Source organism: Cellulomonas iranensis NBRC 101100 = JCM 18110 (genome assembly GCF_001552375.1).
Lineage (GTDB): Bacteria > Actinomycetota > Actinomycetes > Actinomycetales > Cellulomonadaceae > Cellulomonas > Cellulomonas iranensis.
The window spans coordinates 38,492-53,665 of the sequence record NZ_BCRB01000022.1; the positions used below are offsets into that span (position 1 = coordinate 38,492).

Below are 15,174 nucleotides of genomic sequence, written 5' to 3' on the forward strand. Positions count from 1 at the left end.
AGCCCCTTGTCGGTTGGCTTGCGGTCGGTGCCCGTCCGCGCCGCCGCGGGCCGGTCCTGCGAAGGACCGGCCCGCCGCGGCGGCGAGGTCACCAGCGGTAGTGCGCGAACGCCCGGTTGGACTCGGCCATCTTGTGCATGTCCTCACGGCGCTTCACCGCGGCACCGAGGCCGTTGGACGCGTCGAGGATCTCGTTCATGAGGCGCTCGGTCATGGTCTTCTCGCGGCGGGCCCGCGAGTAGTCCGTGAGCCAGCGCAGCGCGAGCGTCGTGGCACGCACGGGGCGGACCTCGATCGGCACCTGGTAGGTCGCACCACCGACGCGGCGGGACTTGACCTCGAGCGCGGGACGCACGTTGTCGAGCGCGCGCTTGAGCACGACGACCGGGTCGGACTGCGTCTTCTCGCGGACGCCCTCGAGGGCGCCGTAGACGATCGACTCGGCGACGGTCTTCTTGCCGTCGAGGAGGATCTTGTTGATGAGCTGCGTGACGACGGGCGATCCGTAGACCGGGTCGACGATCAGCGGCCGCTTCGGAGCGGGACCCTTGCGAGGCATCTGTCTCAGCCCTTCTTCGCGCCGTAGCGGCTGCGCGCCTGCTTGCGGTTCTTCACGCCCTGCGTGTCGAGCGCGCCGCGCACGATCTTGTAGCGGACACCCGGCAGGTCCTTCACACGACCGCCGCGCACGAGCACGATCGAGTGCTCCTGCAGGTTGTGGCCGACACCCGGGATGTACGCCGTGACCTCGATGCCCGAGGAGAGGCGGACGCGCGCGACCTTGCGGAGCGCCGAGTTCGGCTTCTTCGGGGTGGTCGTGTAGACGCGGGTGCACACACCGCGTCGCTGGGGGGAGCCCTTGAGGGCAGGCGTCTTCGACTTGTTCGTCTTCGCCTGCCGGCCCTTGCGGACCAGCTGCTGGATCGTAGGCACTACGTCTCCGTCTGTCGGTGTTCTCTGGTCTGACCGGCACCCGTCACCCAGGACGGCCGGCTCGTCCCGGATCGCCGCCCGTCGTACGGCTACCCCGGAGGTCTCGAGTCCCGCACCGACCCCCGCGCCCGGGCGTGTCGCTCGCTCCCCTCCCGCGCGGACGGTCCCGCAGGACGCGTTCCGTGGGAGGTGGGCCAGCCACCCGGTGCCGCTCGCCGCGACCCCACGAGTGGGGTCGGGCCGCGTGCACGCACAAGGGCCCGACGGCGCGGGCACGGTGTCCTACGCTACCGCGCACCACCAGGCCCGTCAAAGGAGCAGGCCACCCCCGCCGACACGCACCAGACGCGCACGTGGCGCCCGCCCACGCGGCGTCGAGCGCCGGTCCGGTGGCCGCGCCCCGGTCCCGACGCGGCCGACCTCACTCGACCGGGAGCACCCACGCGTAGCTGCCCGACCCGCCCGGCGCCGACGAGGAGGTGTCCTCGTGCACCGAGACCAGCTCGTAGGTGCGGCCCTTGAGCGTCGCACGCTCACCGACCGCGATCCCCGCGTCCTCGGCCGCGCCCTCGCCGTCGTCCGCCGTCAGCACGATCGAGTCGTCCCAGACGTTCGCGGCCACGAGCACGACGCCGTCGACCGTGGTCGGGACGTTCTCCCGCAGGCGCGCGGCCCCCTCGGGCGGCTCGGACGCCTGGTCCCCGCACGCGGAGAGCCCCCCGACGACCGCGAGCAGCACCGCGACCGACGCGAGCCGTCGATGGAGGGACATCAGCGCACCTCGTTCATGTCGACCTGGCGGAACTGCTGCAGGTAGTCGGCGTAGGGCAGGGTCACGGGCGCGTAGCTCCGCAGCCCCCACGGGTTGACCAACGTCACGGTACCCGCCTCCACGTCGACCTCCTGCACGTAGTAGGCGTGGTTGGCGTACAGCCGCGTCGACGCGTCCGCCGCGTAGTACGGGCTCTTCTTCGCGCCGTCGGTGGTGAGCGACGCGACGCCGATCGCGCCGCCGTCGTCGAGCGTGTCCGCGAGCCGCTGGAGCGACACGTCACCCGGGTCGTGGCTCGTCGACGGCCGCCCCGTCAGGGTCTCCATGCCGACCGACGGCCACCCGCCCTCGATGGCCGCGTAGTCGCCGTAGTGCAGCGCGAGCGCCTTCTCCATGACCATCGGCCAGACCTCGTAGCCGAGCGTCCGGTCGTCGTCCAGCAGGTACTGCGGCGAGCGCGCGAGCGCGGGCGCGCCGTCGACCAGCACCATCTCCGGCGACACCGTGACGTCGACAGGCCTGCCGTCGTCGTACAGACGCACCGTGTACGACCCGTTCTCGTTCACCGTGATCGCGTCCCGGATGACGCCGGGGTCGGCCTGCGCGACGGCCCCCAGCGAGGCCATCCACCAGCAGTCGCCGATCGCCCCCTGCTGGATGTCCGCCGGGTCGACGCCACCGACGTACAGCTGGTGCGGCACCTCGCCGTACTCCGCGACGTTCCGCACGCTCTCGGGGTCGTCGCGCGCGCCGTCGCCGCCGAGGTCGGCGAAGCTGGGCTGCAGCTCGTCGGTCACGGCCGCGAACCGGTCGAGCGTCTCCTTCGACGCCCGTGAGGCGAGCAGCTCCCACAGCTCGCGCCGCTCCTCGCGCGACCACCCGCCGAACAGCCAGCCCTCCTCCATCTGCTCGACCCAGTGCTCGAGCTCCGCGTCGCTCATCGCCGCGACGAGCGCGTCGACCTCACGCCCGTTCAGCCCGGCGACCGCGGTCCTCGCGTCCTCGAGGTCGCCCCCGCGCACGCCCCAGAAGCCCCCCTCGAGCGCGTCCCGCACGTCGTCGAGCGCCGCGTCGACCCGGGCCGGGTCGGCCTCCTGCCGGTCGGTGGCGGCGTTGGCGTACTCGGCCGACCCCGCGCCGTCCGCCGGGTCGCCCGACCCGCCACCCGACGCGCCGTCCGCGGCCGGTGCCGGCGCCCGCACGCCGTCGTCGTCGCCGTACCGGGTCGGCGCGTCGTCGCCGCCGCAGTCGCCGGCCTGCGTGCCGATCGACCGCACCGCGCACGTCACGCGCTCGGCGAGCGTCGTGCCCACCCCGGACGCGCGGACGGCCGCGAGGGCGCCCGCCACGACCAGGACGACGAGGACGATCACGCCGACGTACTCCACGGCGCCGGCGCCGGCGTCCCTCTGCTCCGCGTCGCGACGCGCGTCGTGCCTGGTCATGGCCGTATCTTCCGGGCCACGAGGTGCGCCCGGCCAGTGACCACGGCACCAACCGCGTGGGCCCGCGGGCCCAACGCGAGGCGCGCGGGAACGCCCGAGGGGCCCGCCGGACGCATCCGACGGGCCCCTCGGGGTCGTGCTGGGGAGGTGGTCGACCTCAGCGGTAGTCGCCGAAGTCGATGTCCTCGAGCGGGATCGCCTCGCCGGTGCCCAGGCCGAGCGCCGGGAAGTCGATCTCGTCGTAGCCGAAGGCCGGGTACAGCTCGGCCTTCGCCTCCTCGGTCGCCTCCACCGCGATGTCCCGGTAGCGGGGCAGGCCCGTGCCGGCGGGGATCAGCTTGCCGAGGATGACGTTCTCCTTCAGGCCCAGCAGCGGGTCCGAACGGCTCGACATCGCGGCCTCGGTCAGCACCTTGGTCGTCTCCTGGAACGACGCGGCCGACAGCCACGAGTCCGTCGCGAGCGACGCCTTGGTGATGCCCATGAGCTCGGGACGGCCCGACGCGGGCTGGCCACCCTCGGACACGGCCTTGCGGTTCGCGTCCTCGAAGCGGCCGCGCTCGGCCAGCTCGCCGGGCAGCAGACCCGTCTCGCCGGAGTCGAGCACCGTCACGCGCCGCAGCATCTGCCGCACGATGACCTCGATGTGCTTGTCGTGGATGTCCACGCCCTGCGAGCGGTAGACCTCCTGGACCTCGTCCACCAGGTGCTTCTGCGTGGCGCGCGGGCCGAGGATGCGCAGGACCTTCTTCGGGTCCACCGCACCCTGGACGAGCTGGGTGCCCACCGACACGTGGTCCCCGTCGCCGACCAGCAGGCGCGAGCGCTTGGTGATCGGGTAGCGGATCTCCTCGGAGCCGTCGTCCGGCGTCAGGACGATCGCCCGCGAGCGGTCGCCCTCCTCGATCGTCACGCGGCCCGAGAACTCCGCGATCGGCGCCTCACCCTTGGGGGTACGGGCCTCGAAGAGCTCCTGGACACGGGGCAGACCCTGCGTGATGTCGTCGGCCGACGCCACACCACCGGTGTGGAAGGTACGCATCGTGAGCTGCGTGCCGGGCTCACCGATCGACTGGGCCGCGATGATGCCGACGGCCTCGCCGATGTCGACGAGCTTGCCGGTCGCGAGCGACCGGCCGTAGCACTTGGCGCACGTGCCGACGCGCGACTCGCAGGTGAGCACCGAGCGGATCTTGAGCTCGGTCACGCCCGCCTCGAGCAGCCGGTCCAGCAGGACGTCGCCGACGTCGTCGCCGGCACGGCCGACGACCTCGTCACCGACCGACACGTCGGTCGCGAGCGTCCGCGTGTACACGGACGTCTCGACCTTGTCGTGCCGGCGCAGCGTCCCGTCGGCCGCGGCCACGCCGATCGGCATGGTCAGGCCGCGCTCGGTGCCGCAGTCCTCCTCGCGGACGATGACGTCCTGCGAGACGTCCACCAGACGACGCGTGAGGTAGCCCGAGTCGGCGGTCCGCAGAGCGGTGTCCGCCAGACCCTTGCGGGCACCGTGCGTCGCGATGAAGTACTCGAGGACGGACAGGCCCTCGCGGTAGTTCGCCTTGATCGGGCGCGGGATGATCTCGCCCTTCGGGTTGGCGACCAGACCACGCATGCCCGCGATCTGGCGGACCTGCATCCAGTTGCCTCGCGCACCCGAGCCGACCATGCGGAAGACGGTGTTGCGGGCCGGGAAGTTGGCCTGCATCGCCTTCGCGACCTTGTCGGTGGCGTTCGTCCAGATCTCGATGAGCTCCTGACGACGCTCGTCGTCGGTGATGAGGCCCTTGTCGTACTGGCCCTGCACCTTGGCCGCGCGCGCCTCGTGCTCCTCGAGGATCTCCTGCTTGATCGCCGGGGTGGCGACGTCGGAGATCGCGATGGTCACGCCCGAGCGGGTGGCCCAGCGGAAGCCGGCCTCCTTCAGCGCGTCCAGCGACGCCGCGACCTCGACCTTCGGGTACCGCTCGGCCAGGTCGTTGACGATCGCCGAGAGGCGCTTCTTGTCGACCACGCCGTTCTCGTACGGGTAGTCGACCGGCAGCAGCTCGTTGAAGAGCGCGCGGCCGAGCGTCGTCTCGAACAGCAGCGTCTGACCGGGCTCCCAGCCCTCGGGGGCGGTCTCCTCGTCGAGGACGAGGTCGTCGAACCGGATCTTCACGACCGCGTTGAGGTCGAGGCTCCCCTGGTCGAACGCCATGATCGCCTCGGACACCGAGCTGAAGGAGCGGCCCGCACCCAGCGGGTCCTCCTTGTCGGAGGTGAGGTGGAACAGGCCGATGATCATGTCCTGCGAGGGCATGGTCACCGGTCGGCCGTCCGACGGCTTGAGGATGTTGTTGCTCGAGAGCATGAGGATGCGGGCCTCGGCCTGCGCCTCGGCGCTCAGGGGCAGGTGGACGGCCATCTGGTCACCGTCGAAGTCCGCGTTGAACGCGGCGCAGACGAGCGGGTGCAGGTGGATCGCCTTGCCCTCGACGAGCTGCGGCTCGAACGCCTGGATGCCCAGACGGTGCAGCGTGGGCGCACGGTTCAGCAGCACCGGGTGCTCGGTGATGACCTCCTCGAGCACGTCCCACACCACGGGGCGGGCGCGCTCGACCATGCGCTTGGCCGACTTGATGTTCTGCGCGTGGTTGAGGTCCACCAGGCGCTTCATCACGAACGGCTTGAACAGCTCGAGCGCCATCTGCTTGGGCAGGCCGCACTGGTGCAGCTTGAGCTGCGGGCCGACGACGATGACCGAACGGCCCGAGTAGTCGACGCGCTTGCCGAGCAGGTTCTGGCGGAACCGGCCCTGCTTGCCCTTGAGCATGTCGGAGATCGACTTGAGCGGACGGTTGCCGGGGCCCGTCACCGGGCGACCGCGGCGGCCGTTGTCGAACAGCGAGTCCACGGCCTCCTGGAGCATCCGCTTCTCGTTGTTGACGATGATCTCCGGCGCGCCCAGGTCCAGGAGCCGCTTGAGGCGGTTGTTCCGGTTGATGACGCGGCGGTACAGGTCGTTGAGGTCCGACGTGGCGAAGCGGCCGCCGTCGAGCTGGACCATCGGGCGCAGGTCCGGCGGGATGACCGGGACCGCGTCCAGGACCATGCCCGTCGGCGAGTTGTTCGTCGTGAGGAACGCGTTGACGACCTTGAGGCGCTTGAGGGCGCGGGTCTTGCGCTGGCCCTTGCCGCTGCGGATGGTCTCGCGCAGCGACTCGGCCTCGGCGACCAGGTCGAACGCCTCGAGGCGCTTCTGGATCGCCGCGGCGCCCATCGAGCCCTCGAAGTAGTTGCCGTACCGGTCCTGCAGGGCGCGGTACAGCATCTCGTCGCCCTCGAGGTCCGCGACCTTGAGGTTCTTGAAGCGGTCCCAGACCTGCTCGAGGCGGTCGAGCTCGGCGTCGGCACGCTTGCGCAGCTGCGCCATCTCGCGCTCGGCCGAGTCGCGCACCTTGCGGCGCGCGTCGGCCTTGGCGCCCTCGGCCTCGAGCTCGGCCAGGTCGGCCTCGAGCTTCTGGGCGCGGGCGTTGATGTCGTTGTCGCGGCGGTCCGCGATCTCCTTCTTCTCCAGGTCGATCTCGTTCTGGAGGTTCGGGAGGTCCTCCTGGCGACCGTCCACGTCGACCCACGTGATCATGTAGGCCGCGAAGTAGATGACCTTCTCGAGGTCCTTCGGCGCCAGGTCGAGCAGGTAGCCCAGACGCGACGGCACACCCTTGAAGAACCAGATGTGCGTGACGGGGGCGGCCAGCTCGATGTGGCCCATGCGCTCACGGCGCACCTTCGAGCGCGTCACCTCGACGCCGCAGCGCTCGCAGATGATGCCCTTGAAGCGCACGCGCTTGTACTTGCCGCAGTAGCACTCCCAGTCCCGGGTGGGACCGAAGATCTTCTCGCAGAAGAGCCCGTCCTTCTCCGGCTTCAGGGTCCGGTAGTTGATGGTCTCGGGCTTCTTCACCTCACCGTGCGACCAGGCACGGATGTCGTCGGCCGTGGCCAGGCCGATGCGCAGCTCGTCGAAGACGTTGACGTCGAGCAAGGTTCCTACTTCCTTCGCGTTCCGGGGCCTGACGGCTCACCGGCGAATCTGCAACAGGGGTGTCGGCGCCCGGCCCGGACCCGCTGCCCCGCGCGTGCGGGGTGCGGTACCGGGCCGGGGCTCGGCCTCAGATCTCCTCGATGCTGCTGGCGTTCGGGCGCCGCGACAGGTCGATGCCGAGCTCCTCCGCGGCGCGGTAGACCTCGTCGTCGTTCTCCTTCATGTCGATGGACACGCCGTCGGACGACAGCACCTCGACGTTCAGGCAGAGCGACTGCATCTCCTTGAGCAGGACCTTGAACGACTCCGGGATGCCGGAGTCCGGGATGTTCTCGCCCTTGACGATCGCCTCGTAGACCTTCACGCGGCCCGGGACGTCGTCCGACTTGATGGTGAGCAGCTCCTGCAGCGTGTAGGCGGCGCCGTAGGCCTCGAGCGCCCACACCTCCATCTCGCCGAACCGCTGGCCACCGAACTGCGCCTTACCACCCAGCGGCTGCTGCGTGATCATCGAGTAGGGGCCCGTCGAGCGCGCGTGGATCTTGTCGTCCACGAGGTGGTGCAGCTTGAGGATGTACATGTAGCCGACCGACACCGGGTCCGGGAACGGCTCGCCGGAGCGGCCGTCGAAGAGCCGGGCCTTGCCGTCGCCCTTGACCATCCGCTCGCCGTCGCGGTTCGGCAGCGTCGAGTCGAGCAGACCCGTGAGGGTCCCCTCGGGCACGCCGTCGAACACGGGCGTCGCGACCGGGTTGCCGGGCTCGGAGCGGTGCGCCACCTCGGGCACGCCGTCGCGCCACTGCACGTCGCCCTCGGCGAGCTGGATGTCCCAGCCCTGCTTGGCGATCCACCCGAGGTGGACCTCCAGCACCTGGCCGACGTTCATGCGCCCGGGGACACCCATCGGGTTGAGGATGATGTCGACCGGCGTGCCGTCCTCGAGGAAGGGCATGTCCTCCTGCGGGAGGATCGTCGAGATGACGCCCTTGTTGCCGTGACGACCGGCGAGCTTGTCGCCCGCGGTGATCTTGCGGCGCTGCGCGATGTACACGCGGACCAGCTCGTTGACGCCGGCGGGCAGCTCGTCGCCGTCGTCGCGGCTGAACGTGCGCACCTCGATGACCGTGCCGGACTCGCCGTGGGGCACCTTGAGCGACGTGTCGCGGACCTCGCGCGCCTTCTCGCCGAAGATCGCGCGGAGCAGGCGCTCCTCGGGGGTCAGCTCGGTCTCGCCCTTGGGCGTGACCTTGCCGACGAGGATGTCGCCCGCCGCGACCTCGGCACCGATGCGGATGATGCCGCGCTCGTCGAGGTCCGCGAGGACCTCCTCGGAGACGTTCGGGATGTCCCGCGTGATCTCCTCGGGGCCGAGCTTGGTGTCGCGCGCGTCGACCTCGTGCTCCTCGATGTGGATCGAGGAGAGCACGTCGTCCTGCACGAGGCGCTGCGACAGGATGATCGCGTCCTCGTAGTTGTGGCCCTCCCACGACATGAACGCGACCAGCAGGTTGCGGCCGAGCGCGAGCTCGCCCTCGTCCGTGGCCGGGCCGTCGGCGAGCACCGAGCCGACCTCGACGCGCGCGCCCTGGTCGACCAGCACGCGCTGGTTGTAGCTCGTGCCCTGGTTGGAGCGACGGAACTTCGCGACGCGGTAGGTCGACGTGGTCGCGTCGTCGTTGGCGACCGTGACCAGGTCGGCCGACACCTCGGTGACGACGCCCGGCTTGGTCGCGACGATGACGTCGCCCGCGTCGACGGCGGCGCGACGCTCCATGCCCGTGCCGACCAGCGGCGCCTCGGACCGCACGAGCGGCACGGCCTGGCGCTGCATGTTGGCGCCCATGAGCGCGCGGTTGGCGTCGTCGTGCTCGAGGAACGGGATGAGCGCGGTCGCGACCGACACCATCTGGCGCGGCGAGACGTCCATGTAGTCGACCGTCGCACCGGGCACCAGGTCGGGCTCGCCGCCCTTGGTGCGCACGAGCACGGCGTCCTCGACGAACGAGCCGTCGGCGTTCAGCGGCGCGTTGGCCTGCGCGATGATGTGCCGGTCCTCGTCGTCCGCGGTGAGGTAGTCCACCTCGTCCGTGACCTTGCCGTCGACGACGCGACGGTACGGGGTCTCGACGAACCCGAACGGGTTGATGCGCCCGTACGTGGCGAGCGAGCCGATGAGGCCGATGTTCGGGCCCTCGGGGGTCTCGATCGGGCACATGCGGCCGTAGTGCGAGGTGTGGACGTCACGGACCTCCATGCCGGCGCGGTCGCGCGACAGACCACCCGGGCCGAGGGCCGACAGACGCCGCTTGTGCGTCAGGCCCGCGAGCGGGTTGTTCTGGTCCATGAACTGCGACAGCTGGCTCGTCCCGAAGAACTCCTTGATGGAGGCCACGACGGGGCGGATGTTGATGAGCGTCTGCGGCGTGATCGCCTCGACGTCCTGCGTCGTCATGCGCTCGCGCACGACGCGCTCCATGCGCGACAGACCCGTGCGGACCTGGTTCTGGATCAGCTCGCCGACCGCGCGGATGCGACGGTTGCCGAAGTGGTCGATGTCGTCGGGCTCGACGCGGACCTCGATCGCCTCGCCGCCGCGCGTGCCGGGCAGGGAGGGGCGGTCGATGTGCAGCGCGGCGAGGTACTTGATGGTCGCGACGACGTCCGACAGCGTCAGCACCGAGTCGGACAGCGGCGCGTCCTGGCCGAGCTTCTTGTTCAGCTTGTAGCGGCCGACCTTCGCGAGGTCGTAGCGCTTGGGGTTGAAGTAGAAGTTCTCGAGCAGCGCGCGGCCGGCCTCGACGGTCGGCGGCTCGCCCGGGCGGATCTTGCGGTAGAGGTCGAGCAGCGCCTCGTCCTGCGTCTGGACGCTGTCCTTCTCGAGCGTGTCGATGACGGCCGGGTAGTCGGCGAACTCCTCGCGGATCTCGCCCTCGGTCATGCCGAGCGCCTTGAGCAGGACGGTCGCGTTCTGCTTGCGCTTGCGGTCGACGCGGACGCCGACGTTGTCGCGCTTGTCGATCTCGAACTCGAGCCACGCGCCACGGCTCGGGATGACCTTGGCCGTGAGGACGTCCTTGTCGGACGTCTTGTCGGCGACGCGCTCGAAGTAGACGCCGGGCGAGCGCACGAGCTGCGAGACGACCACGCGCTCGGTGCCGTTGATGATGAAGGTGCCGCGCTCGGTCATGAGGGGGAAGTCACCCATGAACACGGTCTGCGACTTGATCTCGCCGGTCGTGTAGTTGACGAACTCGGCCGTGACGAACAGCGGCGCGGCGAAGGTGAAGTCCTTCTCCTTGCACTCCTCGGCCGTGTACTTCGGCGGCTCGAAGCGGTGCTCGCGGAAGGAGAGCGACATGGTGCCGCCAAAGTCCTCGATGGGCGAGATCTCCTCGAAGATCTCCTCGAGGCCCGCGGTCTCCGGCACGTCGTTGCGTCCGAGCTCGAGCGCGGCGGCCACGCGGGCCTGCCAGCGCTCGTTGCCGAGCAGCCAGTCGAAGCTCTCGGTCTGCAGACCGAGCAGGTCGGGGACCTCGAGGGGCTCGTGGATCTTGGCGAAGGAGATGCGACGAGATGCGGTGCGGTTCGCGATGGCGTCGGCGGACGGTGCAGAAGGGATGCGCGAGGCAGCCAAGAGGGGTCCTTCCCTGCGGATCGTGGCACGCTGCGCGGCCAGGCGATGCGCGATCCCCCGCCTCGACCCACGGTGCGACGCGCACGTACGTCGTCATCGTGGTCGGGATATCTGAGATCGCGGGCACAGGCCAGCGCAAAGCGACAGCATACCCGTGCGGGCGCGCGAAGTAAACCCCGTGCGACGGCCGCAGCCTCGCGACCGTCCGTCGACGGACATGGTGGCACACCGCACGCGCACGCGGTAGCCGGGCCGCCGCGGCACGCCGCCCATCCGCCGGCCCCGCGGCTCCGAACCACCCCCGAGGGAGCCGCACCGCGCACCCTCCCGGCGCACGCCGGCCCGGGCACCCGCCCGCGACAGAAGGGCCCCGCCATGACCTCGTCCCCGAACCGGCTCGTCGCCACCGTCTTCGGCGCCGTCTACCTGCTCGTCGGCCTCGCCGGCTTCCTCGTCACGGGCGGCCTGCCCTTCGCCGGCCAGCAGGGCAACGCGCTCGTCGTCTTCGACGTCAACCCGCTGCACAACGTCGTCCACCTGGGGATCGGCCTCGCGCTGCTCCTCGCCTCCCGGTCGGTCGCCGGCGCCCGCGCGACCAACACGACGATCGGCGCGGTCTACCTGCTGGTCGGCGTCCTCGGCCTCTTCCTCATCGGCTCGGGCGCCAACATCCTGGCCCTCAACGGCGCGGACAACGTCCTGCACCTGGCCAGCGCCGTCCTGCTGCTCGCGGTCGGGCTGGGCGCGGACAAGGCGACCGCCCCCCGCACGGCGACGGCGTGACGACCACCGCGGGCCACGCCGCGGCGCCCGCGCTGCCCGCCGCGTCCGCGCACGTCGCCGGGCCGCGGGCCGCGTGGCCCGACGAGGGCGCGACGTCGTTCGGCGCGCGCACGGCGGGCGCTCTCGCGGTCGGCGGCGGCGCGCTCGTGACCATCGCTGTCGCGGCCCCCCACCTCGCGCACCACGCGCTGCTCGCCGGTGCGCTGCTGGCGCTCGCCGCGACCACGGCGGCCGGCGCCGTCGCCGCGCTGCGGGGCCCCGGCCGTGCCCCTCGCGCCGCCGCGGGGGCGGCGACCGCGACGGGGGCGGCCGTGCTCGTCGTGGCCCCCGCCTGGGGCCTCGTGGGCACCGCGGCCGTCACGGCGGGCGCGCTGACGCTGGGCGGGGCCGTCCTGCTGGGGGCCGCGGCGCGCACACCGGTGGCACGCGCCGGCCGCGCGCCGGGGCCGTGGGCGCGACTCGGCGTCCTCGCCGTGGGCGCGCTGCTCGCGTCGGCCGCGACCGTGCACGGCCTGGCGGCCACCGAGGCGGGCGCGCACGCCGTGCCCCACGGCAGCCACGGCCTGCTGCTCGACCCCGGGGCGCACGGCCACCACGGCTGACGAGCCCGGTCCACCCGCACGCACCACCCCGCCGCCGGGACGCGCACCCCGCGGACGGCACGAAGCCCGGCCCCCACGAGGGGACCGGGCTTCGTGCCGTGCTCGACCGGTGAGGGCGTCAGGCGCCCCGACCGGATCGGATCACTTGAGGCCGACGGTCGCGCCGGCGCCCTCGAGGGCAGCCTTCGCCTTGTCGGCGGTCTCCTTGTTGACGCCCTCCAGGACCGGCTTCGGCGCGCCGTCCACGAGGTCCTTGGCCTCCTTCAGGCCGAGGGACGTGAGCGTGCGCACCTCCTTGATGACCTGGATCTTCTTGTCACCGGCGGCCTCGAGGATGACGTCGAACGAGTCCTTCTCCTCCTCGGCCGGGGCGTCCGCGCCGCCACCGGCGGCGGGGGCGGCGACCGCGACGGCGGCCGGAGCGGCAGCGGTGACCTCGAAGGTCTCCTCGAACGCCTTCACGAACTCCGAGAGCTCGATGAGCGTGAGCTCCTTGAACGCGTCGATGAGCTCGTCGGTGGTGAGCTTCGCCATGGTGGCGCTTCCTTCCGTTCGGACCCGCCGTCCGGTCGTCGGCGGCGGGGGGTGCTGGGCTTGCTACGAGAGCGTGCGGCCGGAGCGTCGGGCTCAGGCTGCGGCGTCGGACTCCTGCTTGGCACGCAGGGCCTCGACGGTGCGCACGGCCTGCGAGGCAGGAGCCGTGAACAGGTACGCGGCCTGGTAGAGCTTGGCCTTCATCGCGCCGGCCGCCTTGGCCAGCAGCACCTCGCGGGACTCGAGGTCCGCGAGCTTGGTGATGTCCGCAGCGGTCAGCGGGCGCCCGTCGAGCACACCCGCCTTGATGACCAGTGCGGGGTTCGCCTTGGCGAAGTCACGCAGTCCCTTGGCCGCCTCGACCGGGTCACCGGTGACGAAGGCGATCGCCGACGGGCCCGCGAGCGCGTCGTCGAGGCCCTCGAGGCCGGCTTCCTTGGCCGCGATCGCGGTCAGCGTGTTCTTCACCACGGCGTACTGCGCGTTGCCGCCGAGCGCCTTGCGCAGCGTCTTGAGCTGCGCGACGGTGAGCCCGCGGTACTCGGTCAGCACGGCCGCGTTCGCGCCGCGGAAGCGCTCCGCGAGCTCCGCGACAGCGGCAGCCTTGTCCGGCCTCGCCATGGCAATCCTTCCGATGGTGGTGCCACCGGGCGTCTGCGTCGCACCCCCAGAACGACAGAGAGCCCCGCGCAGGCGCGGGGCTCGGAGCAGGGCGGGACGCACTCGAACCGTGAGGCTCGGACGTGCGGACGTGCCGTGCGGTGAACTCTCGCCTGCGCTGGCCCCCGCGTTCTCGCGGAGCTTCGGCCTGTCCGACGAGCGGACCGACGACCGGCGGTCTTGGGCCCCACGAGACTACGGCACGTGCGCGGCAGGACCAAATGCGCACGCTGCCGCACGTCCTCGCACGTTCGCCGCACGTCCGCCGCGGCTCCGTCGCGCGCCGCACCACCCCGGGGACAGCGCACCGGCCGCGTCACGCCGCGCCGTGCGCCCCGAACGTGCACCAGTTGACGAACCCCGCCGGCGACGACGTGTCGACGCCCTCGCGCGCCGCGTGCAGCGCCCGCGCCATCGTCTCGCCGCGCGCGAGCCCCGCGTGCAGCCCGACCATGAGGTCCACCACCTCCACGTCCGGCACGGCCGCGATCGACGCGACCACGCCCCGCGTGCCGCGCGCCAGCATCGCCGACACGAAGCCCAGGACCTCGTCGCCGTCGTACGCGACGTCGGCCCCCGCGTGGCACGACGCGAGCACGAGCCGTCGGGGCGCGACCCCGGCGGCGTGCAGCTCCTGCACCGTGAGCGCGCGGTCCGCGAGCACCAGCGACGAGTACATCGGGTTGTCGCCGCGCGGCAGGCCGTGGCACGCGAGGTGCGCGAGCCCCGCGTCCCGGACCGCGAGCACGACGTCGCGCGCACGGCTCGCGTCGGGGCCCAGCACGCGCGCGTCCGCGTGCAGGCGCGCCAGCACCTCGACCTCCTCCCGCGCGCCGCGCAGCTCGGGGCCCGCGACCAGCACGACCGACGTCGACGGCCGCTGCGGCGCGACCGCCGTCGCCCACCACGCCGTCGCCGACGGCGCGAGCGCGAGCGGCGCGTCGTGCAGCGCGCCCCACGGCACCTGGTGCAGCTCCCCCACGGGGACGACGACGAGCTCGGTCCCCGCGAGGCCCAACGGGTCGAGCAGCAGCGCGCGCAGCCGCGCGAGCGAGAGCTCGGCGCTCGCGCGGGCCGCCGCACCCGCCGCCGCCGAACGCGGGTCGGCGAGGCGGCGCAGCGCGAACACCAGCGGCCGCAGCGCGGACGTCACGTCGGCCGTCGCGGCCAGCGGGACCAGTCGCGTGCGACGCCGGTCCACCACGACCGCGACGTACCGCCCGTCGCACGCCCCCAGCTCCACCAGGACCCGCCCGTCGAGCGCGGCCCGCAGCGCGGCCGCGGCCGGCGGCGGGGTGCTCGTGACGTCGGCGGGCGCCTCCGCCGCCCCCGCGGGGAGCACCGGGCCGGTGGCGGTCGGCGCCGCACGGACGACCCCCCGCGCGACCGCGCGCAGCACGTCCTGCGCGGGTACGGGCGACGGACCCGCGGCACCCCCCTCCTCCTCCTGACGCACCTCGCCGGTGCTCGCCTCGTCGGAGCCCGGCGGCGCGACCGGCAGCCGGGCCGCCAGCGCCGCCGCCCGCGTGCGCTCCATCCACCGCAGGACGCGCACCGGGTCCCCGGTGCGCAGCAGCACGCGCAGCCCGGCCTCCCCGAGCTCGCCGCCGTGGCCCGAGGCGAGGGCCCGCAGCTCCATCGTCGGCAGCGCCGAGCGGTGCGACGCGAGGTCCCGCAGGCCCGCCCGCGCCTCGCGCAGCGCCCGCGCGTCGTCGCCGCGCACGTGCGCCGCGGTCGCGGCGGCCAGACGACCGCGGACGCGCAGCAGCAGCGGCCCGCGGACC

11 protein-coding genes are annotated in these 15,174 nt (G+C 72.4%); 2 read left to right on the forward strand and 9 right to left on the reverse strand.

What is annotated here, in order from left to right; all coding sequences use genetic code 11:
• Positions 1 to 88 precede the first annotated feature (88 nt).
• From rpsG to rpoB, 6 genes are all read right to left on the reverse strand, one after another.
• Positions 89 to 559: a 30S ribosomal protein S7 gene (gene rpsG / locus CS2_RS06895; RefSeq protein ID WP_046528995.1), complete on the reverse strand. Its 471-nt coding sequence runs from the start codon at positions 557 to 559 to the stop codon at positions 89 to 91.
• 5 nt (positions 560 to 564) lie between these two features.
• A complete protein-coding gene (rpsL, locus tag CS2_RS06900; RefSeq protein ID WP_013117883.1) occupies positions 565 to 933 on the reverse strand; it encodes a 30S ribosomal protein S12 in 369 nt (122 codons plus the stop codon).
• A 421-nt stretch (positions 934 to 1,354) separates the two neighbouring features.
• Entirely contained in the window at positions 1,355 to 1,705 is a 351-nt protein-coding gene (locus CS2_RS06905) for a hypothetical protein (RefSeq protein ID WP_070319398.1), read from the reverse strand.
• Positions 1,705 to 3,150 carry a C2 family cysteine protease gene (locus CS2_RS06910; protein WP_070319399.1) on the reverse strand — a complete coding sequence of 482 codons (1,446 nt, stop codon included), beginning with the start codon at positions 3,148 to 3,150 and terminating at the stop codon, positions 1,705 to 1,707. The genes CS2_RS06905 and CS2_RS06910 overlap by 1 nt, the downstream gene beginning before the upstream one ends.
• A gap of 157 nt (positions 3,151 to 3,307) precedes the next feature.
• Positions 3,308 to 7,177: a DNA-directed RNA polymerase subunit beta' gene (locus CS2_RS06915; protein ID WP_046528998.1), complete on the reverse strand. Its 3,870-nt coding sequence runs from the start codon at positions 7,175 to 7,177 to the stop codon at positions 3,308 to 3,310.
• A 127-nt stretch (positions 7,178 to 7,304) separates the two neighbouring features.
• Entirely contained in the window at positions 7,305 to 10,811 is a 3,507-nt protein-coding gene (gene rpoB, locus CS2_RS06920) for a DNA-directed RNA polymerase subunit beta (RefSeq protein ID WP_046528999.1), read from the reverse strand.
• A 375-nt stretch (positions 10,812 to 11,186) separates the two neighbouring features.
• Here rpoB and CS2_RS06925 point away from each other — a divergent pair, with 375 nt between their 5' ends.
• Together CS2_RS06925 and CS2_RS06930 are read left to right on the forward strand one after the other, a co-directional pair.
• The gene (locus CS2_RS06925; RefSeq protein WP_046529000.1) at positions 11,187 to 11,594 is read left to right on the forward strand and encodes a DUF4383 domain-containing protein; all 408 of its coding nucleotides are present in this window, start codon (positions 11,187 to 11,189) and stop codon (positions 11,592 to 11,594) included.
• Positions 11,591 to 12,196 (forward strand): hypothetical protein, encoded by a 606-nt coding sequence (locus tag CS2_RS06930; RefSeq protein ID WP_070319400.1) that lies wholly within the window; start codon positions 11,591 to 11,593, stop codon positions 12,194 to 12,196. The genes CS2_RS06925 and CS2_RS06930 overlap by 4 nt, the downstream gene beginning before the upstream one ends.
• Positions 12,197 to 12,337: 141 nt before the next feature.
• On the opposite strand, the gene rplL is transcribed toward CS2_RS06930, so the two are convergent.
• The 3 genes from rplL to CS2_RS06945 all read right to left on the reverse strand — a co-directional run.
• Positions 12,338 to 12,730 carry a 50S ribosomal protein L7/L12 gene (rplL, locus tag CS2_RS06935; protein ID WP_046529002.1) on the reverse strand — a complete coding sequence of 131 codons (393 nt, stop codon included), beginning with the start codon at positions 12,728 to 12,730 and terminating at the stop codon, positions 12,338 to 12,340.
• Positions 12,731 to 12,823: 93 nt separating this feature from the next.
• Entirely contained in the window at positions 12,824 to 13,351 is a 528-nt protein-coding gene (gene rplJ, locus CS2_RS06940; RefSeq protein ID WP_046529003.1) for a 50S ribosomal protein L10, read from the reverse strand.
• 355 nt (positions 13,352 to 13,706) lie between these two features.
• The coding region (locus tag CS2_RS06945; RefSeq protein ID WP_156442028.1) for a CHAT domain-containing protein at positions 13,707 to 15,174 on the reverse strand (1,468 nt) is incomplete at its 5' end.

Coding starts and splice junctions, on each gene's coding strand:
- CS2_RS06905 (WP_070319398.1), bottom strand. CDS start 1,705: ATGTCCCTCCATCGACGGCTCGCGTCGGTCGCGGTGCTGCTCGCGGTC.
- rplJ (WP_046529003.1), bottom strand. CDS start 13,351: ATGGCGAGGCCGGACAAGGCTGCCGCTGTCGCGGAGCTCGCGGAGCGC.
- rpsG (WP_046528995.1), bottom strand. CDS start 559: ATGCCTCGCAAGGGTCCCGCTCCGAAGCGGCCGCTGATCGTCGACCCG.
- rplL (WP_046529002.1), bottom strand. CDS start 12,730: ATGGCGAAGCTCACCACCGACGAGCTCATCGACGCGTTCAAGGAGCTC.
- CS2_RS06925 (WP_046529000.1), top strand. CDS start 11,187: ATGACCTCGTCCCCGAACCGGCTCGTCGCCACCGTCTTCGGCGCCGTC.
- CS2_RS06910 (WP_070319399.1), bottom strand. CDS start 3,150: ATGACCAGGCACGACGCGCGTCGCGACGCGGAGCAGAGGGACGCCGGC.